This is a genomic window from Telmatocola sphagniphila (assembly GCF_018398935.1).
GTDB classification, from domain to species: domain Bacteria; phylum Planctomycetota; class Planctomycetia; order Gemmatales; family Gemmataceae; genus Telmatocola; species Telmatocola sphagniphila.
Genome location: NZ_CP074694.1, coordinates 4,942,217 through 4,965,613 on the forward strand (window position 1 = coordinate 4,942,217; position 23,397 = coordinate 4,965,613).

The following is a 23,397-nucleotide window of genomic DNA, read 5'->3' on the forward strand; positions in this document are numbered from 1 at the left end:
TTTGTATGATTCGAACCCTTCGCACGATCGATCGCACTGAACGCGAAAACTACTCGGAAACGCTGCGCTTCCAGCAGCAGCTTCTGCAAGCGAAACAGCAGGATCCTTCTCGTCCGGACTACTTGGTCTTTGTCGAGCACGAGCCGATTTATACCACCGGCCGGGGTAAGGAATTGCCGCCGTTGGTTCCGGAAATTCCGCGGATCGAAGCCAAGCGCGGCGGGCAATCGACCTATCACGGGCCGGGCCAGTTGGTCGGCTACACCCTCCTGGATCTCAACCAGTCCGGCCGCGATCTGCACAAGTGTCTTCGCCGCATCGAAACCGCGATCATCGACACGCTGGTCGAAATCGGCCTGCCGGCCCGCAGTGTGGAAGGGGCCACCGGTGCCTGGATTGGAGAAGAGAATCCTCGCAAAATCGCCTCCATCGGCATCGGCGTCGATGCCTGGATTACTTACCACGGGTGGGCGCTCAACTACGATCTCGATCTGGCACCGCTTCGGGCCATCAACCCCTGCGGCCTGGATGCCAGCGTTTACACCACACTGAAACTGGAGTGCGAACGTTACGGACGGGAACTTCCCAGCCTGACGGCCCTCAAGCGCGATTTGAGCCGCAATCTCGCTCATCAGTTCGACCTGGAACTGGAAGCCAATGGCGAAATTCGGCTGACTGATGATCCGCGCAAACTGCCGGCCTGGCTGCGCGTGCAAACGCCCGGGACGCCCTCTTACAATCGCACCAAGGATCTGCTGCAAAAGCTCAAGCTGGTAACGGTCTGCGAAGAAGCACGCTGCCCCAACCACGGCGAATGCTGGAGCCATCGCACGGCGACCTTCATGGTCATGGGTGAACTCTGTACCCGCCGTTGTTCATTCTGCTCCGTGATGGACGGCACCAAGGAAAATCTTCAGCCGCTAGATACTACCGAGCCCGATCGGGTCGGCCAGGCGGTGAAAACCCTCGGTTTGCATCACATCGTCATCACCTCGGTGAATCGGGACGATCTTCCCGATATGGGAGCCGCACACTTCGATGCGACCGTTCGCGCGGTGAAGCGCTATCAACCGGAATGCCGAATTGAACTCTTGATTCCCGATCAGCGCGGGCAACGGCCACTGGTGGAAAGCATTCTGCGCAGCGGGCAGGTGAGCGTACTGAATCACAATCTGGAAACCGTCCCCCGGCTCTATCCGACGGTTCGGCCCGGGGCCAAGATGGATCGCTCGCTGAACGTTCTGAAGTGGGCCAAGGATTTGCATCCGAAGATTCTCACCAAGTCGGGACTGATGCTCGGCCTGGGTGAGACCCGACACGAAGTTTACGAAGTGATGGATGCTTTACGCAGTGTCGGTTGCGACATTTTAACGCTCGGCCAGTATCTGCGACCGACTGAGAAGCAACTGCCGATCGCTCGCTTTGTCACACCCGAGGAATTTGACGAATATAAACAGGCCGGGCTGGAGCGCGGCTTCCGGCACGTCGAATCGGGGCCCCTGGTGCGCAGTTCGTATCACGCCTGGCAACACGTCGAAGGGGAAACGCCACCGCCCTATGAAGAACCGGCCTTCATCGAAGAGCCGTTGGAATTGCTCAACATCGGATTGCTGCGGCGCTGAGCGGTCGTTCCGTTAAGCGTTCGGCGCATCCACTCGGGTCGGTTTTGACCAAAAAATGTAATCGGTATCGGTCGCCTGACCGCCCAGCTCGGCCACTGTTTGGGCGATTTGGCCGCGATGATACCAGGCGTGGCCGAAGGTTTGCGTGAGAACGCCTTCGACATTCCATCTCATCTGCGCGCCGGTTGGAAACTTCCATTCGAATTCCCGTTCCAGTTCTCGATCGTCGAGTTTTTGCAGGTAGTTGACCCAGGCCTCTTCCGTGGCATTTATTAATTGCGGAAGATCTTCCAAAGAAGTACTCGGAAACACTTCCGGAGGCACGGCCCAGTGACCGAGGCGATGCAGCCAGCGCTGTCGGGCGGCCACCAGATGCGCCATGCGGCCGACGGCGCGATGAAATTGCGGAGTCGGCCGCTTATCTTCGGGCACCGAATTCAGCATAACGAGCGTCTTGGCGTTGCAATCGCGTTCGTAGTCGTACCATTTGCGAAATCGATCTGGCATGGAAGTCATGGCGGTTCTCTTGAGAAGGAAGTCTGCGATCCATTTTAGGGTTTCTGGGGCTTTTCTTCCGTCAGGGACTTCCGCTTCTCGGGATTAAACAACCGGAAGCCGATGTCGAGTTTCGTCTTCAGGACTTCCGGGAGGCCACCATCATCGACGCCGTTCGCGCCGACACTATAAATCGTCAGACCTTCCTCCGTCTTTCGCATTCGCAATGGCTTATCCGACCACGGATCCTCAGGCACTTCCTGCAAATACTCCGGAACCAACTCCTCCCAATTCTCCGGCCAACGATTCTTCGACTGCCGATAACGCTCCGCCGCCAACGCCGTTATCGCACAACGCAAATTCGCCTTCCAATTCAAATCGTGCCTTAGCATGGCGCAATGAGGAGGCATCCAATCATGACTTAACCACTTCGAAGCGGGAATATCCGGAAAAAAATCCACATCGAACATTCCATGTCTTGTACGAATCTTCTCCATTTGCTTTTCCATTTCCGTCAAGCTCGCTCGCACCTGCGGACTGTTACTTTTAACTTGCTCGATCAGCTTCGTCATCTCCTCCAGCATGCTCGCCCGATCCGCCGGCGCATATATCGGATAACGCAACTGCATCAAATACTTCCTCAGTTCCTGCTTGCTCAAATTCCCCGGCCACTGTCCCACTTGACCGCATTCCTCACTCTTCTGCTGCATTTGCTTGAATTTCTCGGCCCTTTCAAAACGCAGACAATCGACAAGGGGATTCTGTTCGAGTATTCGCTCCATCTCTATTTGCAATTTTGCCACAACCTCACTCGATGGTAAGCTACAGGAGAGTACCTCTTCGAGGGCTACCACGCTTCGAAGTTCCCATACCCGAGTAACAAAAAGATTCGTCGAGAGGCCTTCTGTTGAGAGAAACTGAGGCCCTATTAAGAAGGCTCGGAGATCTTCGATTGACAAGTCGGGGGCATTCAAAAGCGTCTGCCTGCGAGCATCCCAAATAAGCCTAGAAGGTTCCAGAGAGAGAAATGTACCATCGGAAGACTGAAAACCTTTTCCGTACGACCTTATGTTATATCCCCATAGTATTGGCGTTTTGCGTTGGGGAGAATTGACGAGTTTACGCAGCTGAATCAATTCTTCTTCAATCTCTTTTTCAGATTCTAATTTAAACTCCTCAATCTTAACTCGATAAGGTAGCGCCGACGAACTCGCGACGGCATAGTGACCCAAATCTTCCGAGGTGACACTAAAGTTGTAGAAGATCGACTCGATTTTTTTCGAACCATTTTTTACATCGGGTACTTCTGGAAAGTTGGCAACTATTTGTTCCAAGGTCCAATCGGGATCGACCTGCTTCAATTCCGCCAGCATCCGATCTTCATAAGCACGCGACTGGCAGTACATGAAATAGCCGTAGCCGAATAAACTCCCTGCCGAGAGTAGAATCAACAGCAGAACATAAAAGCCGCGACGCAGCCAGCGATTGCGTGGAAGTATTCGCATGCTTGGATTCCTTAGATGATTGATTTGCTTGTTTTAAGGGGTCGCCGAGCGCTTCTGGGGATTAAACAACCGGAAGCCGAGGTCGAGTTTCGTCTTCAGGACTTCCGGGAGGCCACCATCATCGACGCCGTTCGCGCCGACACTATAAATCGTCAGACCTTCCTCCGTCTTTCGCATTCGCAATGGCTTATCCGACCACGGATCCTCAGGCACTTCCTGCAAATACTCCGGAACCAACTCCTCCCAATTCTCCGGCCAACGATTCTTCGACTGACGATAACGCTCCGCCGCCAGGGCACCGATACCACAACGAATTGTCGATTTCCAATTGAAGTCGCTCTTCAGCATCCCTGTCAGGCTCGGTTTCAACAACGCGCTCATCCAGGTGGAGGGACGAACATTGCTGAAAGCATCGTTTTCCTCCTCCTGATTCTGTCTGGCTTTAGCTTCCTCTTTTTCTTTCTCCAATTCGGCCAAAGTCGTTTTCAATTCGGGACTGTTGTTTTTCAGCTGTTCGATCACCTTGGTAATATCTTCTAGCAAATGGGCGCGATCCGCCGGGGCATACATTGGATAACGGATGTTCAGAAAGAACCTTTTGATTTCGTTTCTGCTCACCGCCCCGGGCGGTCGGACGCCGTTGCTCAACTGATTGCCAATCCGCAGCATCATCTGATAGCTCGAGGCCCGTTCGAATCGAAAGCCATTTACGAGGGGATTCTTTTGAAGAGTTCGCTCCAGATCTTCCTGTAATTTCTTGAGCGTGCTTGCCGAGGGGGTGCTCCAGGCCAGTATTTGTTCGAGGGTGGCAACAGTATTATTTTCCTGCCCCCAGGAAACTATCACATAAATAAGCATGCCAGGCGTTCTCGAAGCTTGCGCGACCGCTAATAACGCTCGAAGATCTTCAATCGCCAGATCGGGGTTATTCAATAGAGCCTGTCGCCGAGCATCCCAGATCAAAAAGTAGGCCTGTTGCGTCAACGGAGGCGGCGTCTTGGTCCCGGTCATCGCATCTTGGCCCCAGGTGATCGGTATCCAACCCTGGGGATACTCCACTTGTTTGCGGAGTTCACTTAGAAATTCATCGAGCTCTTTTTTGAACTTCGGGTCCTGAAGCTGCGGAAAATTTAGAACGTCGAGTTTCGGTCGGCCGGGGAGCTTCACCTTATCCTGGGGTAGATCCGGAATCAGAGTGGCATCGATGGAAGAATACTTTTTCTGAAGGGCTTCCAGGTGAAGATAGCCATTTTTGTCATCGGGCAGATTCGGCGACTGGGCAATCATTTTCTCCCAGGCCCAATCGGGATCGATCTGATTCAGTTCCGCTAAAATGCGATCTTCGTATTTTGCCGATTCGCGATAAACCAGATGCCGGTAGCCGTAAAGACCGGCACTCCCGAGGAGTACCAGAAGAAAGAGATAAAGGCTTCGACGCAGCCAACGATTCCGCGGAAGGAGTCGCATAATGAAGGGGATCCCGAGGGGAACTTACAGTTTCTAGACGCCCGGAGTTGTTTTATATTTCACGCTAACGTATCCCAAAAGCATTTCCTCTACGGCAGCGCTTTCCGCTTCTCCGGGTGGAACAGTCGAAAACCGACATCGAGCTTGAGGTTCAGAACCTCCGGAATGCCCCCGTCGTCGACCCGGTTCACCCCCACGCTGTATATCGTCAACCCCTCTTGCGTTTTTCGCATTCGCAAAGGCTTATCCGACCACGGGTCCTGAGGAACCTCCTTCAAATATTGCGGAACCAACTCCTCCCAGTTCTTCGGCCAGCGACCGTTCGATTGACGAAATCGCTCCGCCGCGATTGCGCCGAGACCGCAGCGCAAATTGGCTTGCCAGCTGAAATGAGATTTGATCATCGCGTAATAAGAAAGTTTACTTTGGCTGCTCAACCATTGCGAGGGAGGCATATTGTTGACGAATTCGCCATCGCCTTTTTTCTGGCTTTCTTGCATCTTCTCGATTTCACTTTCCCATTCCATCAAAATGGCTTTTATCTCGGGACTGTTGCTTTTGAGTAGCTCGATGGCCCTGGTCGTATCTTCCAATAGATGCGCGCGATCCGCCGGGGCGTACATTGGATAGCGGGAATTCAGCAAAAATCTATTGAAGGCGTTCAAACTCGCCGCGCCAGGCAGAGCGGGTCCATCGCTCATCGCAGCAGCAATTTGGGACATCTGTTGATAGTTTGAGGCGCGTTCGAATCGCAAGCCATCGACCAGGGGACATTGCTGAAGAGTCTTTTCCAGATCGTCCTGTAACTTCAAGAGCTCTTGGGCGGATGGCGTGCACCAAGCGAGAATTTGTTCGAGCGTGGTGACGGAATTTTGCTCTATCTTCCGGGAGATCGCCTGAATGTAGAGGACGCCGGGTGTCCCGAAGGCGTGGGCTCCCGCGAGGGCAGCGCGGAGATCCAATATTGCCAGTTCAGGTGCATTCATGAGAGCTTGACGCTGAGCATCCCAATTCAGCCAGGAGAGTGTCTGCTGGAACATGGATACGGGAGTGGCGGTTCCTTTCAACAGGTCCTCCCCCCGTGGGATCGGCATCCACCCCTGCGGATAATTTACCTGCTTGCGAAATTCCATCAGCAGTTCATCGAATTCTTTTTTAAACTCGGGATACTCAAGCAGGGGATGATCCAAATCTGCAAGCCTGGGCCGGGCGGGTAGTGGGGGTAAATTATTTGGAACCGGGCCAAGGGCGAGGGAGGTACTTTGAGGACTTAGAGAGGTGGTCATACTGATAACAGGGCTATAGTTGGCGCTATACTTTGACAGAAGGGCTTTTAATCGGAGGTAGCCGTTGTGATCGTCGGGTAGATTCGGCGACTGGGCAATCATCTTCTCCCAGGTCCAATCGGGATCGATCCGACTCAGTTCCGCCAGCATCCGTTCTTCATAAGCCAACGATTGGTAATAGACGATGTAGCGGTAACCAAAAAGCGTCGAGCCGCCGAGGAGTACAAGCAGAAGCAGATAAAGACTTCGACGCAGCCAGCGATTACGGGGGAAAAAACGCAGCATGGTGCGAATTCCGTTAAGGAATCTGACATTTTTTAGCGCCGATGGGCGCTTTATATTCCCTCCCAACGCTTCCCGAATGAAAACTGTTTGCGCCGGTTCGGGAGCGAAGAGAATTCAATTCATCGAATCGGGATCAATGCCCTGTTGCCGTAGGAGATCCCGCATTTTTCGCTGAGCCCGCCTTCGACAACGACAGCAAGGGATTAGACGGAACGAATCAGGGCACTGATCGATTCGTTATCGTGAATCCGGCGAATGGCATCGGCCAGCAGATAGTCGATGCTAAGCACCGTGATCTTGGGAATCGCCTTCTCCGCCGGTAACGGAATACTGTCGGTAATGCAGATCCGTTCGATAGGCGCTTCCCGAAGACGGTGAATAGCCGCCCCGCACAGAACCCCATGCGTGGCAAAAACGTGGATTTCCCGAGCCCCTTTCATTTTGCAAACCTGCGCGGCTCCGCAGATACTGCCCGCCGTGGTGATCATGTCGTCGAACATGATGGCCACTTTGCCCTCAAGCGAAGCCCCGATCAGGTTGGCTTGCTCCGTCTCCGTGGGGCTGCTGCGGCGTTTATCCACGATCGACAACTCACCGCCCAGTTTCTTCTGATACTCGAGGGTCATTTTCACCCGCCCCTCGTCGGGGGAGACGAATACCACATTTTGATCCATCAACCCCGATTGTCGAATGTGCTGAATAAAAACGGGTACCGCCATGAGGTGATCGACGGGGATATCGAAGAAGCCCTGAATCTGTGCGGCGTGCAGATCCATCGTCAGAACGCGATTGGCCCCGGCGGCGGTCAGCAGATTCGCCGCCAGCTTGGCGGAAATCGGTACCCGTCCCTGATCCTTGCGATCCTGCCGGGCGTAGCCGTAGTAGGGCAGCACAACCGTGACGCGTGCGGGGCTGGCCCGTTTGAAGGCGTCCAGAATCACCAGCAATTCCATCAAATTTTCATTCACCGGCGGGCAAGTCGGCTGCACGATGAAGACATCGCGACCGCGAACATCCTCTTCAATTCGAACGGAGGTTTCCGAGTCGGGAAACGACTCGACGCGCAGATTTCCCAGACTATCGCCGAGATTGCGCGCAATGCGCTCTGCCAGGGGACGATTTGCCCGACCGCTGAAAACCCGGAGGTGATTGTGGTTCATAAAGAAATTTGTCTGATCCGCGGTCGGAGTTGTCAAGGAAAATGCGAAGGAACTGTTAAGCACCTGCGCATTTCTCGGGAAATACGCAGGTGCGGAAGAGGAAAATTTATTTACTGCCGGCTTTGTGGAAATAGGCCTTCGATCCGGAGACGGTGGGCTTGATCGTGTCCCCACCCGGCTTCCAGTCGGCCGGGCAGACTTCGCCATGCTTCTCGACGAACTGCAGTGCATCGATGACGCGCAGCGTTTCGTCCACGCTCCGGCCCAGAGGCAGGTCGTTGATGGTGATGTGACGAACGATCCCTTCCTTATCGATCAGGAAGGTGCCGCGCAAAGCGATGCCGCCTTCCAGAAGAACGCCGTAGTCGCTGGCGATCTTCTTGGTGATGTCCGCGACCAGAGGATAGTTCAGATGGCCCAGGCCGCCTTCGGTACGGGGAGTCTTGATCCAGGCGAGGTGACTGAATTGGCTGTCGATCGAGCAGCCCAGCAGTTGAACGCCGCGCTTTTCGAATTCCGCCGCCTTGTCGCTGAAAGCGATGATTTCCGTCGGGCAGACGAACGTGAAGTCGAGAGGGTAGAAGAATAATACGACGTACTTGCCTTTGTAATCCGAAAGGCTGATCTGCTTGAATTCCTCTTTCACAACAGCCTGCGCTGTGAAATTCGGGGCTTCCTTCTGTACAAATACCGCCATTGAGGTAATCTCCCTGTTGAGTTTTCGATTCAAGTTATGATAAGACTCTGCGACTCAACTTGGCCAGAGAACCGGTCCACGGCCGCGAGATAGCCCTCCGAGAGTTGTTCTGAGAAGCGGTTTTAAGCCGCCGGAAGCAGCCTCCAACTCTCAATTGCCGCCTTCAATCGGCAAAACTTCCCCAAACTAACACTCACAAACCGCAAATCCGGGCAACCTGGCTTTATCGTCACAAGCTGCATTACCGATACGAATTGCAGAAGGCTTGGTAAGCGAGGCGATACTCGAAAATTTCCTCGACCCTGTAATCGGAGTGACAGATCCATGAAACGGCAAATCGCAATCAAAACCCTTTCAGTTTCGCTGCTGGTTGCGGGTCTGGGCTGGAATGGGATTGCAAGTTCGATTCGCGCGGCCGAGCCGACTTACACCGCCAACCAGGTGATTTCCCTCCAGGAACCGGGCAAACCGGCCCGCCTGTGCACGATTGTTTCCAGCAGCAAACAGTCCAACGGCAAAACGGTTTACACCGTGAAAGCCAATGATTCGGGCGAACTGCTGATGGTGAAATTCGACGCCAATACGACTAACATCGTGACGACCGAACCCAAGGATCCGCTCCTGTCGACCGTGAACGAAACTTTGAAGACCACCAATCCAACTCAGAAACCCTCCACCGCTTCCAGCGGCCATGAAACCAGCGGCCTGTTGAGCCGGTTGACTTTCAGCAGCTCCAAATCGACCACTGATACGAAAGCTCCTGCTTCCCCCACAGTGAATTCGACGATGACGGCCCAACCGGTGATCATCGACAATGCCCCGGTGGAAACCGTGCTTCGCCAGCCGCTGCCTTTGGATCCGAAAATGCCCCCGGCTGCGGAATTGATCCCTTCTCATCCGACATCTTCGGCCGCTACCCAGATTGTCCAAGTTCCCGTCGCGCCGGTAACTCCGGTCGCCCCAGTAGTGATGCGGCCAATTCAGGAACCGATTTCCGTAAAACCGATCATCCAGGCCCCCGCTCAGCTTCCCCGGGAAGTGCAGCTGCAAAGCGCCCTGCGGGATGCCCTGCAGCCTTCCGAACGCGAGTTGGCCGCCATGCAGCTGAGCCAGTCGACGAATTATCCCCCGGCCAAGCTGGCTCTGATGCATGCCGCCAAGGAAGATCCCGCTCCGACGGTTCGGGCTTGCTGCCTCCGATGTCTCGTAAAAGTTGCCCCGGGCGACAACAAGGTGGTTTCATTACTCGAAACCGCCAAAGAGGATAGCGATTCGCACGTTCGCAACGAAGCAGCCGACCTGCTCAATCAGATCAAGAAGTAGACCCCCCGGTGGGGGAGGCTGCCTAACCTCCCCCGGTTTTGAAAACTCTCCATCTTACCTGGATCTCCCGCTTGAGAGAATGGCTACTTCCCCTTGTGACATTCTTTCTGTCAGTGGTAGAATCCGTAACTACAACAGTGATGCCTTTTGGCAGGACGCATGGATGCGCCGCACCCCGATGATACAGCTCGATAGTGTCACCATCCAATATGGCCCGATCCGGGCAGTCGATACCGTTTCGCTCGATGTCGAAGCCGGTGAGATTTTTGGCTTGCTGGGACCCAACGGATCGGGGAAAAGTTCGACACTCGCCGCCATTGCCGGCATTCTGCGGCCGGTGTCCGGCCGCATTCGCATCCAGCAGCATTGCATCCGAGACAAAGCGGAAGTCTGCGCCCGGCAGATCGGCTTCGTACCTCAGGAAATCGCACTTTATGAAGAGCTCTCCGTCTGGGAGAATTTGCGATTTTTCGGCGAACTCTACGGCCTTTCCGGTCGCTTCTTGCATCAAAGAATGGAAATTTCTCTGCACACCGTTCAAATGATGCCGCGAGCCCAACAATCCGTCGGCACGCTATCGGGCGGCCTGCAAAGACGAGTCAATCTGGCCTGTGCGCTGCTGCACGACCCGGCGGTGCTTCTGCTCGATGAACCCTGCGTGGCGCTCGATCCTTGTTCGCGGGAAGTGCTGTTCAACACGCTGAGTTCGCTCCGGCAACAGGGCAAAGCGATCATCCTCACCACCCATCACCTCGAGGATGCCGAGCAATGGTGCGACCGGGTAGGCGTTCTCCTTCAAGGCAAATTGATCGCCCTGGATCGACCGGCCAGGCTGTTTCACGAAATTCCTCACAAGACCGTGGTGCTGGGTCAACTTCGGCTTCATCTCGCGGAACAGTTGGAGCAGATTGCTCGTTCGCGGCTGGGCAAAGATATCGCCTTTGAAGTCTGGGGCAAACAGATCCGCATTGAAGCTCCCAGCCAGGAGTTGATGGGACGCGCCCTCGCTACTTTATGCACCACCGGCATCGAGCTGGAATCGTTCCGCACGCCTCCCGCCCGACTCGACCGGATTCTGGAAGAAAGCGCCGCCGCCGCGACCGAACCTGCGATCCTCCCCTTCCCCACGGAAAAGGGGGAAGCATGGGCCGCCTGAATCTGCTGAAATCGTTGATCCTCAAGGACTGGCGACTATTTAAGGCCGATCGTCGGGCCATGCTTCTGGCTTTTGCCATGCCGATCATACTGGCTTCGATCTTCGGTCTGGTGTTCGATCGACCGAGCCAGGGGATGTCCAGCAGTCAGGTCTCGGTTGTGCTGGTGATTGAGCAGGAGACGCCCGAACTGGCACTGATCCAGCAGGATCTCGAGAACCAGCCGCAGTTGAAACTCCGCCGGATGAATCGTCGCGAAGCGGAGGAAGAACTGAGCCATCGGCGGTCCAGCGTGGCCGTGGTGTTTCGCAATGATACCGAAGTGGAAATTCTGCATCACCCGCTCTGCTCGGTGGAAAGCCGTTGCGTCGAAGGGTATCTGACCGAAGCGCTGATGCGCCGTAAAACATCGGAGCTTCTGAAGCCTCTGGGCATCTCGGCCGAGGCCTCTTTCGCGCAAATGCTGCAAATCGGTCACGGTACCATCCCCGCGGGAACCACTCAGCAGTTCAACTCCTACAGCCACTGTTTTTGCGGTATCACGCTCCAGTACCTGCTGTTCTGGGGTATGGAGTGCGGCTTGCTGTTTCTCAGAGAACGACAGCGCGGCATCTGGAAGCGGTTGCGGGCCGGACCGGCCCCCCTGTGGACGCTGGTGATATCCCGAATTGTTTCCACCGCCGGTATCGCACTTCTTCAAATCCTGGTCACATTCGGCTTCGGTTATCTGGTCTTCGGGGTTCGCGTCTGCGGATCGTGGCTCGGCTTTCTGGCGCTGGTGCTGGCCGTGGGCGGCCTCAGCGCAGCCACCGGCATGGTCGTGGCCGCGGTGGGACAGACGGAAGCACGCGCCCGCCAGTTCAGCATTCTGGTGATCCTGCTGATTTCCCTGCTCGGCGGGCTCTGGCTTCCGGAGTTCCTGTTACCCTACTGGGTGCGTGAGGTGGCTCAGATCTTCCCGACTACCTGGGCCATGCAGACGCTGGATGCGCTGACCTGGCAGGGAATGAGCTTGCGGGAAGTTTTAGGAAACCTCACGGTGGTCTGGGCATTTGTGTTCGGTCTGATTTTCCTCGCCCTCTGGCGGCTGCATGTTATCGAAACGCGACGGCTCAAGGGCTTCGCTTGATCGGTTAAGCATCGGGAGATTTGCATGATTCGTACAACTCTACTCCTCCTACCTCTTTTTTTGAGTGGAACGGCCCTGCTGGTCGCGCAAGGTCAGAAGGAACCGCCGTTAATCTCCCTGAAGATGGAGGATCAGTTCGAGCGGAAACAGGATCTGAAGAATTATCAGGGCTCGGTGGTCGTTCTTTTGTTCGGGGATCGCAAAGCGAGCGATTCGAACTCGAAACTGGGAGAGCGGCTGCATGTGCAATTCCATCCCACCGCGCAGGGCAAAAGTGTCGAGGAGGCCCGCAAGGCCCCGGTCGCGCCGCTGCAGGGATTGAAAGAAGGGCAGAAATCGCCGGAAGTTTTCGTGCTGCCGGTGGCCTGTATCGGTAAAGTTCCGGCTCTGGTTCGCAGTGCGCTGCGCGGCCAGTTCGAGAGAGCCAGCCCATATGTCCCGGTCTGGATGGATTTTGAAGACACGATGAAAACCACCTTCGGGATCGATGCGGGGGTACCGAATGTCATCGTAATAGATGCCAGAAATCGGTTGCGCTTTAAGATGACCGGAGAGCCGGACGTCAAAAGTTACGAACGGCTGGTACAGGTGGTCGATTATTTGCGCAAAGAATCTCTGAAGTAAAAAGGCTCGGAAAGTTCATCGCCCTGCCTCTTCTCGAGTGAAATGCTTGCAATACTTAGGCGTAAGCAATTCCTGCCGCCCGCGAATACACCTTAGGATCGAACGCTTGGGCGACTGTTCCCCCTATGCGGGTTATGTCGGCTCCGGCAGAAAACTGCGAGCATCGGCGGGACATCCAGCGTTATAATAAAGCGTCCGTTTCGTCCTAAATTGAGAGGCGACTACTGAATGATGGATTCAGAGCCACCGGCGGCTACGTCAGGGAAAGCCGACTTCGCGGAGCTGTACAACCAGCACAGCCGCATCGTCTGGTCTCTGGCTTATTCCCGCTGGATGGATTCCGACCTCGCTTCCGATATCATGCAGGAATCCTTCCTGCGATTATGGAAATATCTGGAAGCGGGCGAGGAAGAGATTCAAAATCCGCGTGCCTGGCTGCTTCGGGTGGCCCGAAACCTGGCCGAGGATCAGGGTAAAAGCTCCTTCCGCCGCCATGGGACGCAGGGGCCAGAGGTCTTCAATGGCTTGCACGGCAAGCAATTGACCCCCGATACCATCATCGAACAGCAGGAAACTTTCGCCCGGCTGCGGGAGGAATTGAAATTACTCCCCGAAGCCGACCGAGATATACTGGTACTCCGCTATGCTCTCGATGCGGAAACCGATCAGATCGCCGAAATTCTGGGCGTACAACCCTCGGCAGTGCACATGAGATTGAGCAGGGCCCGGCAGCGACTGGCCGAGCAGTTAAAAGCTAAAGGATGGAACAACGAAACATGATTTCTCCGGAACCTATCGATCGTTCGATGGACTCTCTCGACCGAACCTTGAAAGAGTTCTTCCAGGCCGAGATGCCCAAACCCTGGCCGGCGTTCCAGGCTCCGCGACCCGACAAATCGACCATCCAGCCGCTTATCGCCCGCAACACGCTCAATAAGAGTCGACTCTCCCTGGTCGTGGCGACCTCGCTGATGTTCGGTTTTGTCGGCCTGATGTCCAGCTTGCCGCAAGGGAAACCGACCCCCATCAATCACGACGAACCGGGGACTTCCAAGGGTGGAGTTGCGGAACAGCGCAAAGAGCTCTTGAGAGAAAAAAAATAAATCGCCCTTTATATCGCAAATTTGGCCTTTCCCTTTTTTCGCCCTTTTCCCAGCTCACTATCTAAATCCGATTTCAGCCTTACCCCATCGCATTCAATCTCTGTAATTTCTCTCATCATTTAAATGATCTATTTACATCGTTAAATCGAGAGGTTATCCCCTCTCCTGTGAAACTTTGCTGCTGCTCCCTGATTGCGCTTCTGTCGCTGGCCCTGCCGGTACTCGCCGCGCCTCCGGTCGCGCCGGAGTGGCTCCCTAAATACCATCTGGAAATGCAGATGGATCTGGAGGGCCATACGGTCAAGGTGGTGCAGCGCTCCACCATCATCAATCACTTCCAGAAACCGCTCGATCTTGTGGTGTTCAACGTCCACTCCGCTTTTCAGCCGCCGCAGGGTACTGTGGAACGGCTATACCTGGCCAAGATGCTGGAGATCATGCGCGTAGCCGCCAGCCAAGGCCTCTATACCCGGCGGGCATTCGATCTTCAGAAAGTTCTGGTCTCCTCCGACGGCAAGAACTTCGCGGCGGTCGCATCGCACTTCCGGGAAAATAACGAGTGTGCTCTGGAAGTCCCGCTACCCAAAATTCTGAATCCGGGCGAGAGCGTCGTCGTCGAGATGCAGTATACTTTTTACCTGCCGCAGAAGCAGGGGCGCTGGGGGCAGTGGAAAGGCGTTACCTTCCTGAGCAACTGGTGCCCGGTACTGGCGTTCTACGACGATAAAGATGGCTGGCAGCCGACGCCCTTTATCGCCTGGCATCAGCCCTGGTTTAACGAAGCCGGGGTGTTCGATGCGGTGGTGAATCTGCCGTGCGATCAGGTTGTGGCCTGCAGCGGACCGATTGAAAAAATCGAGAAGGAAAACAAAGTCACCGCGACGCGACACGACGTCTACATCGGACCCCAGATTTTGCGCGATTTCGCCTTCATCTGTTCGAACCGCTTTCAGGAATACGCGATAGTTTCAGAAGGGGTGAAGGTCAAATGCATCGCCTTTCCGGAGCACGAGCATTACGCCAAGGTGATTGCCGGAATCTCTTCGCGAGCCATTGAACAATACAAGAAGTGGTTCGGCCCTTTCCCTTATAAGGAACTGACGCTCGTCGAATCTTACTTCGGCTGGAACGGCAACGAGTGCGCCGGGTTGATTATGGTCGATGAGCGGGTCTTCGACATGCCCAAGCTGGCGGAGAACTACGTCGAATATCTCATCAGCCACGAGACCTGTCACCAGTGGTGGTACAACACCATCGGTACCGACGGCTATCGCGAAACTTTCATGGACGAGGCCTTCGCCACCTTCTTCGCGCACAAACTGCTGGACCTGAAGCATGGCCGGAATAATGCCTTGCTGGTCTATCCCAAAGAGCTCGAATGGTTGCCGAGAATCGAACGGGAAAACTATCGCTTCAGTTCTTTCTACAGCACTCTGCATCGGGGCGAGTTGCAGCCGCCGTTGACGGAAATGCAAAACTACCGCCACGTGGGGAATCTGTTCAGCGCCGCTTACGATCGAGGCAGCAAGATCATCGGCATCATCGAAGATCAGATGGGCGAACAGGCCTTTCTGGAGTTCATGCACGTCCTTTACCACAAGTACTATTTTCGAGTGCTTCGAGCCCGCGAGCTGCAGATGGAATTGGAGAAGTTCACCGGCCGCAGCTGGGACGAATTTTTCAAACGCTGGCTCTACAACATCGGCATGACCGACTGGGCGGTGAATAGCGTTCAGGTGCAGACGCTGCCGAAGAAGCTAGTGAACATTAACGATAAAGCCAACAACCCGGAGGCGAAGCAGAAGGAATATCAGTACAAGGCGACGGTCGTATTGCAGCAGAAAGCGGAGTACAACGAGCCGACGACGCTGGGCGTCAGCTTCGACGGAAAGGAATACGCGGTCCGCGTGCCGGTAGGCATGGTATCGCAGCCGGCGGAGCTTCAAGACCCGCCAGCCACCATTTCGCCGTTGCCGGGTAATAAGCTTCAGGTGGAACTCTACCTGACCGATGAGCCGAAGCAGATAACGGTCGATCCGGATAAGATCCTGCCCGATGCGAACCCGGCCAACAACTACTGGAAGAGCGACCCGCGCATTCGCTTAACACCTTTGTACACGTTTCTCGATGAAACGCCGATGACGACCGATTATCATCGCTGGAACATAACCATAGGCCCCTGGTTTTATGGGCCGAGCTATTTCGATCCCTGGTATAACCGCTCCGATATTATGGGGGTACGGGCCGGGGCTTACCTCACGGAAAGTTTCACGGGGGGGGTCTACGCCGGTTATCGTACCGATCAACGCGACCTGGCCGTCGGCTTCGATGGAGTGCTGAAACACTGGCCGGACGGCTGCATGGAAACCGGCTTCCATGCGGAAAAAAGTCTGGTCAACTTCGATGGTCAGCAGACCGATATCGATCGAGTCTCGTTGTATACTCGATATATCATCACCCCGACTTCTTCGCTGTATACCGCTCCTACGCAGTACATCGAGGGATTCACTTCCTGGCAGAAAAACGATCTGCCCCAACCGCGCGAATATATGCCCGGTTTGACCCGGCTGATCGATCAGACCAATGTCGGCCTGCATTATCATTTGGATCTACTGACCCCTTATTGGGATCCGGAAATGGGAGCCCGATTCGATGCGACCTACGCCGCGGGTCTCCCCATCCTCGGGGAATCCGTGACTACTCAACAGGTGACGGCCCAACTCTCCGGCGTGGTCATGCCGCCTGAATGGACCGGCTGGTTCAGCCAGACAAAACTGGCCTGGCGCGCCTGGGGTGCTTACGGTGGTCCCGATAAATATGCACTATTCACGTTGGGCGGCAGCGAGCTGTTCCGAGGTTTCGATCAGAATGAACGGCAGGGGAATGCCGGCTGGATCGGCTCCCTCGAATGGCGCGTGCCCATCCTGACCGAATCGCGATTGAGCATTGTGGATCAAACCGTCGGGTTAAGAAATCTGGCTCTGGCGCCGTTCTACGACGTGGGCAACATGTACTCCGACGGTAAATCTTACGGGCCGCCGGTGCATGCCGTGGGCGTGGGTTTGCGGATGGACGTGGCCTGGTTCAGCTTTATCGAACGGACTTCGCTGCGTATCGATATTGCCAAGACTCTCAACGCCGCCACGCCTACACAACTCTGGTTCGGGATCACGCATCCGTTTTGATTTATTGATTGGGTGGGGATTTAATTCACCGGGTGGGGATTTGAATCACCGGGTGAGGATTGAATCACCGGGTGAGGATTGAATCACCGGGTGGCGCTTCGCTTACCCGGTGCTGATCTCTGAAGCCCCTCCGGGGCAAAATACAAATGGAACCCCGGAGGGGTTCCAGATCTAAGCCCCGGGGGAATCCCGGGGAATTTCACAGCCCTGGGTATGACCCGGGAAAATTAACCGCCCGAGGTGCTGATCTCTGAAGCCCCTCCGGGGCAAAATACAAATTATATTTTGGAACTCCGAAGGGGTTCCAGACTAAGCCCCGGGGGAATCCCGGGGAATTTCACAGCCCCGGGTATGACCCGGGAAAATTAACCGCCCGAGGTGCTGATCTCTGAAGCTCCTCCGGGGCAAAATACAAATTATATTTTGGAACCCCGGAGGGGTTCCAGATCTAAGCCCCGGGAGAATCCCGGGGAATTTCACAGCCCCGGGGAATTTCACAGCCCCAGGTTTCACCCAGAGCTTGCAATCATTTCACCGGCTTCTTACCGGTCGTCAATTCCGTAGCCACATCCTGAGCATCGTAGACCTTGTTCAGGGCTTCGATCATGGCACGCGAATCGACCGACACCGCCCGAGCCACTTCTTCATCGAAAATGAAGTCCAGCACCAGCGATTGAATGTTGCCGTCGAAGATCAACCCGACGACTTCCCCCGCCTGATTGATCACCGGGCTGCCCGAGTTGCCGCCGATGATATCGGCCGTGCAGACAAAGTTGAACGGAGTCTTCAGATCGAGCTTATCCTTGCGTTCCACCCAGCGAGCGGGTAGATCAAACGGCTCCTTGTTCTTGTGCTCGGCCGACCACTTGTAAAGGCCGCCGATATCGGTGAAGGCGGGGATCTTCTTGCCGTCTTGGGTGTAACCCTTCACCGTGCCGAATGCCAATCGCAACGTGAATGTCGCGTCCGGATAGGTGCTGGCCCCATCCTTGGCATAACGGGCCTTGGCGATGGCCGCATAGGCCTGTCGCTTCGGTTCATCCACTTCCGTTTCGAAAACTTTGCGGACGGCTCGCGAACGGGCATCAACCAATTTCGCCAGTGCAATCATCGGATCGGTGCTGGCATCAATCGCGGCCTTACCCCCTTCGTAAATCTTCTTGCGAACGGCGGGGTCCTTCAACTTGCTGCCGCTGATCAGTTCGTAAGCGCGGTCGCGCGGCGACTTCCCGGCCAGAACCTTCTGCACCATCTCATCGTTGCCACCGAAAGTCGTGGCGTAGAACGTTAGCGAATCGGTGAGGGTCAGGATTTCGAAATCGTCGTAGATTTCTTCATCCGAGAACAGGCCCAGTTCGAGCGACTTGATGCTCGAATCTTCGTATTCGCGCAGGCGGGTACCGGCCGGTTTGGCTTTTTCCTCGGCCGCTCGCAACAAGGTGCGGGCGATGCCAAAAAGATGCGAAGAGAAAGCGCCGCCGCCTTCGTAGAAAGTATTTTCCTTCAGAATTTCCGCACGCTTCTTCTCGGCTTTGGCAATCGTTTCGAAAGCGGGACCAGCCGCTTTGACCATTGGGTCGCTGCTACCGGCGATGAACGATTTCAATTGCGCTTCCTGATCGACTTTGCGACCCAGTAGTTTCGGATCGAGCAGACCGCCGAGTCCGCCGATGCGGGCTTTCCGGCTGTTCTGCACGCCGAACAGGTCTTCGCGAGCCCGGCGAGCGTTCTCTTCGGTCCGCTGGCTCCAGGAGGTCATGGCCACTTCCATGCGATTGAGCCGTTGCAACCCGAACGGGTAGCCGGTGTCGCGCAGGTATTCCAGCTCGGCCACGGTGTTCTGGCGGTTGGTACGTCCCGGATGTCCAGACACGAAAACCAGTTCGCCTTCCTTGCTCCCGGCCGCGCTCCATTTCAGGTAATTCTGGCACTTGATCGGCTTGTCGTTCTCGTAGACGCGGAAGAAAGTCATGTCGAGATCGTAGCGGGGATATTCGAAATTATCGGGGTCGCCGCCGAAGAACGCGGCCTGCTGTTCGGGAGCAAAAACGATGCGAATATCGGTGTATTTTTTGTAGATGTACAGGTGATACTGACCGCCGGCATAAAGGGTCACCACGTCGGCGCGGATGTTCTTTTCTTTGTCGGAATTGGCCGCCTTGATCTGTTCGATCACGGCATTGCGCGCCTTGACGGCATCCAGCGGGCTCATGTCCTTGGTCACGGCCGCTTCAATTTTGGCGGTGACATCGGACATCGACTGGAGCACGTTCAGTTCCAGACCCTTGCACTTGATTTCGTCCGCCTGGGTCTTGGCGTAGAAGCCGTCCTTCAGATAATTGTGCTTCTCGTCGGAGACCTTCTGAAGATCGCCGGCGCCGACGTGGTGGTTGGTCATCACCAGGCCGTCTTCGGAGACGAAGGAGCCCGAACCGCCGGAATTGAAACGCACGGACGACTTCTGAACGTGTTCGTACCAGGCTTCGGGTTTATCGAAGCCGTACTTTTCCTTGAGCAGTTTCTTCGGCGGATTGGAGTAGAGCCACATCCCCTCATCGCCGTGAACTACCGCCCGTCTGCCGAGAACGCAGAGCACGAGCAGAAAAAAACCAAGGGTGAATTTCATGGTGAATAGATCTCCTATTGGAAGAGGTTAAGTCCTGGCGAAATCCCAAGCTCCAAGAGGTCGCTACAGAGTAACCTTCCTCCCGAGAGCTGTGGGATTATTATCCGAACTGTGGGCTTCGATGCTATGAAGAGGTAGACGATTCCTTATCTTTCTTCGCACCGATGAAAAAGAGAATCAGCATAAGGACACCGAATGCCACAAGTGCCGTGATCTTGGCGGTATCGTTCTCGTCCGGTTTCCAAACTAGTTTTTGAGTTGTTTCGTCTATAGTCCCGAACAACTTGGTACCTACCGAAATACCATTTTTGAACCAATCGGGAGTAAAGGCAAAGAATGCGATGATGAGACCGCAAAGTGTACCACCGGCGATATACCCGCTGGCGAGCAACACACCGCCACTGGTTTCAGAATCTGCATCTGCATTCGATTTTGGATTTCTAATCTTGTTGGTGATCAGACGTATTACACCACCGATAAAAATGGGCGTTGTAGCAGAGAGAGGCAGGTACATCCCCACAGCAACCGGTAAAGCAGGTACGCCAGCGAATTCGAGTGCTATCGCGAGAAGAAGACCAAAAATGATCAGGCTCCATTCCAACTTACCGCCCAGGATCCCTTCGATGATATTGGTGAACAGCCGCGGCTGAGGAGCGGTAAATTTGGCAGGCGCATCTTCGCCATTATCCATCTTGGTCAGTTCGCGATTAATCGGAATATCGGTCCGGTAAGCCGCTTTGCCCGATGGATCGACGAGATATCGCCCTGGACGAACCGAAGGATTGAATTCATCATCCTTGCGAACGTGAACGATGCGGTATTTATTTGCGTCTTCGTTTTCGTAAGGTCGACCGACAGTCTCACTAGGTGCGTCCGCAGGCACTTGCATAACCACATCAGGTAAGTTTTTCTTCGTGTAGTGCGTCCCGGCAGCGTTGAGTAGGAGCATTGTCAAACCAATAACCATAGCCGAGGCGACAGCTCCCAGGAGAATGGCAATCTGCTGCTTTCGCGGTGTGGCACCGACGAGATAGCCAGTTTTCAAATCCTGCGAAGTCGTTCCGCCGTTACTCGAAGCAATACATACGACCGACGAGACGGTGAGCGCCATCAGCATATCGCTGGCACTCGTTTTTCCCAAGATCAGAAAGATGCCGCAGACGAGCAGGATCGTGGCAATTGTCATCCCGGAAATGGGATTGGACGAAGATCCAACTTCACCTGTTAGCCGACTAGAAACCGTGACGAACAAAAAGCCGAAAAGGAGAACCATAACTGCAGAAATCAGACCGTTTAAAGATAAGCCCAATCCAAGCTGCGGCACGGCCGCCATCGCGATCACCAGGGCCAGGCTACCGAACAGAACGACGAGTATCGAAAGATCGGACTCCGTGCGCTTGGTTGAACTGGCCGAATCTCCGGAATTTCTGGAAGCTCGTAGATCTCGCACGCCGCCGACGATTGAGCCAAAAATTAATGGCAAAGCTCGGCACATACTAATGATACCACCAGCAGCCACCGCCCCAGCCCCGATGTATTTGAGATAGTTTCCTCGAATATCATCCGGTTCCATGTTCCGGATCAAACCGGGATTTTTAAGATCCTTCGGTTTACTATCATCCCAGACGGCGGGTGCAACAACTGTGGTAAGATTTTCCCCGAAGCTGGCGATAACAGGTCCCAGCACGAAGTACGAAAGAAGAGCCCCAGCCATCATCAGCGAAGCAATGCGCGGACCGATCAGATAACCCACGCCTAGAAGTTCGGGGGAAAGCTCACCGGCCACCCCAGCCCCTTTGAGTCCCGTTTTCACACCGGCTTCATTCGTCGAGTACAAATTAATGCCGGGCTCACCCGCCCAAAGTTTCATCGCACTTTGCAGAAACTTATGTACGAGCGCTATGCCGAAGCCGATGAAAACCATCTGAGCGGTGGCACCCCCTTTTTCTCCGGAAATCAAAACTTCCGCACAGGCTCGTCCTTCGGGATAAACCAATTTTCCATGCTGCTTTACAATGAAGGCTCTTCGCAGGGGGATCATCATGAGGATCCCGAGGATGGCCCCGAGTAAAGAAACAGTCATTACTCGAATAGGATCCATCTCGAAGCCCAGGAGCAGCAACGCCGGCATCGTCACCCCAACGCCGAACGCGATGGATTCACCTGCGGATCCTGCCGTTTGGACGATGTTGTTTTCCAGAATAGTGGTTCTTCGAATGCGAAGAGTCTTCGAGAAAATCCGGAAAAGCGTGATAGACAAAACTGCGATAGGAACGGAAGCCGAAACCGTCAGACCTACCTTTAATACCAGGTACAAAGAGGATGCACCGAAAAGAATCCCTAGCAGAGTCCCAACAAGAATAGCCGGTAGAGTCAACTCATGCTGCACCTCGCTGTCCGGGACGTAGGGTTCAAAGTGCGGTTCGTCCGAGGGGACAGCGGGGGCGGTATTCGGTTCACTCATAAATGTCGATCCACCACGAAAAAAGGACGGAGTAACAACCGGAGAGGCTTGCCTTTAGATTGCTTATTCTCGGGTGAAACAGCAAGAGGGGAAATGATTTTTCGGCGCGCATTTGCTGCTGAAAGTCGCGCGATTAGTACCGCGAATCGATCCAGCCGCCGCCCAGGACTCTATTGCCGTCGTAAAACACCACCGCCTGACCAGGAGTCACGGCGCTCTGGGGCTCTTCGAAATCGACAGTCACCGTACCATCCTCGCCGGCGCGCACCGTCGCCGGCACGGCCGAGTGCCGATAGCGAATTTTCGCCGCACAACGCATCGGTTCGTTCAGCGGCACTGGGCACAACCAGTTGATTTCCTTGCCCAACAGACCGACCGAGAGAAGATTTTCCCGGTCGCCCAGCACAACGGTTTTGCTCTCAGGAATGATTTCCAGCACGAAGCGCTTGCGATCCGTGGCGATACCCAGCCCCTTGCGCTGGCCGATGGTGAAGCGTTCGTAACCGTCATGCTCGCCGAGGATCGCCCCGTCCGTATCGACGACCTGACCGGCGGTAGCCAGCTCGGGCCGACGCCGGCGAATTAAAGCGGCATGATCGCCATCGGGCACGAAGCAGATTTCCACCGAATCGGGCTTATCGGCCACGCGGACCAAACCGGCTTCCCGCGCGATCTCGCGGATCTCTGGCTTCTTGTAGCCCCCTACGGGAAAAAGGAGGTGGTCCAGCACTTCCTTCTTGATGCCGTGCAAGACATAGGACTGATCCTTATCTGGATCGACCCCACGATGTAACTCGGCGTTACCGCTGCCATCGCGCAATACCTGGGCATAATGCCCGGTGGCAATGAAATCGGCGTTGAGCTGTTTGCCGAATTCCCAGAGCTTGCCGAACTTCAACCAGTTGTTGCAGACCACGCAGGGATTAGGTGTGCGGCCACGCAAATACTCATCCGTGAAATAGTCGATGATCTGATCGAATTCACGTTCGAAATCGAGAGCGTAAAAGGGAATATCGAGTTTATCGGCCACCCGCCGGGCATCGTTCGAATCGATCGCCGAGCAGCAGCCCTTCTTATTGTCCGGCCGGCAGTCGGTTTCGGTGGCATGCACTCCCGTGCGCATGAACAGCCCCACGACTTCGTACCCCTGCCGCTTCAGCAGTACCGCACTTGCACTGCTGTCGACGCCGCCGCTCATCGCCAGGACGACTTTTTTCATGACCGCAAAACTCTTAACGAAACTTCAAAAAGCTATTGTATTTTAGGCCGGGC

The 23,397-nt window shown here is 55.0% G+C and carries 17 protein-coding genes; 8 read left to right on the plus strand and 9 right to left on the minus strand.

What is annotated here, in order from left to right; translation table 11 throughout:
- The first annotated feature begins 5 nt into the window (after positions 1 to 5).
- Positions 6 to 1,622: a lipoyl synthase gene (lipA, locus tag KIH39_RS19880; RefSeq protein ID WP_213494969.1), complete on the plus strand. Its 1,617-nt coding sequence runs from the start codon at positions 6 to 8 to the stop codon at positions 1,620 to 1,622.
- 12 nt (positions 1,623 to 1,634) lie between these two features.
- Here the strand turns inward: lipA and KIH39_RS19885 are convergent, their stop codons facing one another.
- The 6 genes from KIH39_RS19885 to KIH39_RS19910 all read right to left on the minus strand — a co-directional run bounded on the left by KIH39_RS19885 (position 1,635) and on the right by KIH39_RS19910 (position 8,517).
- Positions 1,635 to 2,138 carry a DinB family protein gene (locus KIH39_RS19885; protein WP_213494970.1) on the minus strand — a complete coding sequence of 168 codons (504 nt, stop codon included), beginning with the start codon at positions 2,136 to 2,138 and terminating at the stop codon, positions 1,635 to 1,637.
- 35 nt (positions 2,139 to 2,173) lie between these two features.
- The gene (locus KIH39_RS19890) at positions 2,174 to 3,622 is read right to left on the minus strand and encodes a hypothetical protein (RefSeq protein WP_213494971.1); all 1,449 of its coding nucleotides are present in this window, start codon (positions 3,620 to 3,622) and stop codon (positions 2,174 to 2,176) included.
- Between the two features lie 33 nt (positions 3,623 to 3,655).
- The gene (locus tag KIH39_RS19895; protein WP_213494972.1) at positions 3,656 to 5,089 is read right to left on the minus strand and encodes a hypothetical protein; all 1,434 of its coding nucleotides are present in this window, start codon (positions 5,087 to 5,089) and stop codon (positions 3,656 to 3,658) included.
- Positions 5,090 to 5,178: 89 nt separating this feature from the next.
- Positions 5,179 to 6,660, minus strand: a complete 1,482-nt coding sequence (locus KIH39_RS19900; protein ID WP_213494973.1) for a hypothetical protein — start codon at positions 6,658 to 6,660, stop codon at positions 5,179 to 5,181.
- 203 nt (positions 6,661 to 6,863) lie between these two features.
- Complete coding sequence (locus KIH39_RS19905) at positions 6,864 to 7,820, minus strand: ribose-phosphate diphosphokinase (RefSeq protein ID WP_213494974.1); 957 nt, start codon at positions 7,818 to 7,820, stop codon at positions 6,864 to 6,866.
- Between the two features lie 106 nt (positions 7,821 to 7,926).
- The gene (locus KIH39_RS19910) at positions 7,927 to 8,517 is read right to left on the minus strand and encodes a peroxiredoxin (RefSeq protein ID WP_213494975.1); all 591 of its coding nucleotides are present in this window, start codon (positions 8,515 to 8,517) and stop codon (positions 7,927 to 7,929) included.
- Positions 8,518 to 8,841: 324 nt separating this feature from the next.
- Between KIH39_RS19910 and KIH39_RS19915 the strand changes: the two genes are divergently transcribed.
- The 7 genes from KIH39_RS19915 (at position 8,842) to KIH39_RS19945 (ending at position 17,035) form a co-directional block, all read left to right on the plus strand.
- Positions 8,842 to 9,840, plus strand: a complete 999-nt coding sequence (locus KIH39_RS19915; RefSeq protein WP_213494976.1) for a HEAT repeat domain-containing protein — start codon at positions 8,842 to 8,844, stop codon at positions 9,838 to 9,840.
- Positions 9,841 to 10,003: 163 nt separating this feature from the next.
- Positions 10,004 to 10,996, plus strand: a complete 993-nt coding sequence (locus KIH39_RS19920; RefSeq protein ID WP_213494977.1) for an ABC transporter ATP-binding protein — start codon at positions 10,004 to 10,006, stop codon at positions 10,994 to 10,996.
- Complete coding sequence (locus KIH39_RS19925) at positions 10,984 to 12,123, plus strand: ABC transporter permease (RefSeq protein ID WP_213494978.1); 1,140 nt, start codon at positions 10,984 to 10,986, stop codon at positions 12,121 to 12,123. The genes KIH39_RS19920 and KIH39_RS19925 overlap by 13 nt, the downstream gene beginning before the upstream one ends.
- Before the next feature lie 24 nt (positions 12,124 to 12,147).
- Complete coding sequence (locus KIH39_RS19930; protein WP_213494979.1) at positions 12,148 to 12,747, plus strand: thioredoxin domain-containing protein; 600 nt, start codon at positions 12,148 to 12,150, stop codon at positions 12,745 to 12,747.
- 228 nt (positions 12,748 to 12,975) lie between these two features.
- Entirely contained in the window at positions 12,976 to 13,527 is a 552-nt protein-coding gene (locus tag KIH39_RS19935; protein WP_246539356.1) for an RNA polymerase sigma factor, read from the plus strand.
- Complete coding sequence (locus KIH39_RS19940; protein ID WP_213494980.1) at positions 13,524 to 13,850, plus strand: hypothetical protein; 327 nt, start codon at positions 13,524 to 13,526, stop codon at positions 13,848 to 13,850. Before KIH39_RS19935 ends, KIH39_RS19940 begins: the two co-directional genes overlap by 4 nt.
- A gap of 167 nt (positions 13,851 to 14,017) precedes the next feature.
- Positions 14,018 to 17,035, plus strand: coding sequence for a M1 family aminopeptidase (locus tag KIH39_RS19945; RefSeq protein WP_213494981.1), 3,018 nt, complete (start codon positions 14,018 to 14,020; stop codon positions 17,033 to 17,035).
- 526 nt (positions 17,036 to 17,561) lie between these two features.
- Here KIH39_RS19945 and KIH39_RS19950 read toward each other — a convergent pair.
- The 3 genes from KIH39_RS19950 to mnmA all read right to left on the minus strand — a co-directional run bounded on the left by KIH39_RS19950 (position 17,562) and on the right by mnmA (position 23,344).
- Positions 17,562 to 19,661 (minus strand): S46 family peptidase, encoded by a 2,100-nt coding sequence (locus KIH39_RS19950; protein WP_213494982.1) that lies wholly within the window; start codon positions 19,659 to 19,661, stop codon positions 17,562 to 17,564.
- 124 nt (positions 19,662 to 19,785) lie between these two features.
- The gene (locus KIH39_RS19955; protein WP_213494983.1) at positions 19,786 to 22,125 is read right to left on the minus strand and encodes an OPT family oligopeptide transporter; all 2,340 of its coding nucleotides are present in this window, start codon (positions 22,123 to 22,125) and stop codon (positions 19,786 to 19,788) included.
- Between the two features lie 133 nt (positions 22,126 to 22,258).
- Complete coding sequence (gene mnmA / locus KIH39_RS19960; RefSeq protein WP_213494984.1) at positions 22,259 to 23,344, minus strand: tRNA 2-thiouridine(34) synthase MnmA; 1,086 nt, start codon at positions 23,342 to 23,344, stop codon at positions 22,259 to 22,261.
- Positions 23,345 to 23,397: the final 53 nt, after the last annotated feature.

Bases quoted from the DNA above. Each gene is read 5' to 3' on its own strand.
- lipA (WP_213494969.1), top strand. From the start codon at position 6: ATGATTCGAACCCTTCGCACGATCGATCGCACTGAACGCGAAAACTAC.
- KIH39_RS19885 (WP_213494970.1), bottom strand. From the start codon at position 2,138: ATGACTTCCATGCCAGATCGATTTCGCAAATGGTACGACTACGAACGC.
- KIH39_RS19890 (WP_213494971.1), bottom strand. From the start codon at position 3,622: ATGCGAATACTTCCACGCAATCGCTGGCTGCGTCGCGGCTTTTATGTT.
- KIH39_RS19895 (WP_213494972.1), bottom strand. From the start codon at position 5,089: ATGCGACTCCTTCCGCGGAATCGTTGGCTGCGTCGAAGCCTTTATCTC.
- KIH39_RS19900 (WP_213494973.1), bottom strand. From the start codon at position 6,660: ATGCTGCGTTTTTTCCCCCGTAATCGCTGGCTGCGTCGAAGTCTTTAT.
- KIH39_RS19905 (WP_213494974.1), bottom strand. From the start codon at position 7,820: ATGAACCACAATCACCTCCGGGTTTTCAGCGGTCGGGCAAATCGTCCC.
- KIH39_RS19910 (WP_213494975.1), bottom strand. From the start codon at position 8,517: ATGGCGGTATTTGTACAGAAGGAAGCCCCGAATTTCACAGCGCAGGCT.
- KIH39_RS19915 (WP_213494976.1), top strand. From the start codon at position 8,842: ATGAAACGGCAAATCGCAATCAAAACCCTTTCAGTTTCGCTGCTGGTT.
- KIH39_RS19920 (WP_213494977.1), top strand. From the start codon at position 10,004: ATGCGCCGCACCCCGATGATACAGCTCGATAGTGTCACCATCCAATAT.
- KIH39_RS19925 (WP_213494978.1), top strand. From the start codon at position 10,984: ATGGGCCGCCTGAATCTGCTGAAATCGTTGATCCTCAAGGACTGGCGA.
- KIH39_RS19930 (WP_213494979.1), top strand. From the start codon at position 12,148: ATGATTCGTACAACTCTACTCCTCCTACCTCTTTTTTTGAGTGGAACG.
- KIH39_RS19935 (WP_246539356.1), top strand. From the start codon at position 12,976: ATGATGGATTCAGAGCCACCGGCGGCTACGTCAGGGAAAGCCGACTTC.
- KIH39_RS19940 (WP_213494980.1), top strand. From the start codon at position 13,524: ATGATTTCTCCGGAACCTATCGATCGTTCGATGGACTCTCTCGACCGA.
- KIH39_RS19950 (WP_213494982.1), bottom strand. From the start codon at position 19,661: ATGAAATTCACCCTTGGTTTTTTTCTGCTCGTGCTCTGCGTTCTCGGC.
- KIH39_RS19955 (WP_213494983.1), bottom strand. From the start codon at position 22,125: ATGAGTGAACCGAATACCGCCCCCGCTGTCCCCTCGGACGAACCGCAC.
- mnmA (WP_213494984.1), bottom strand. From the start codon at position 23,344: ATGAAAAAAGTCGTCCTGGCGATGAGCGGCGGCGTCGACAGCAGTGCA.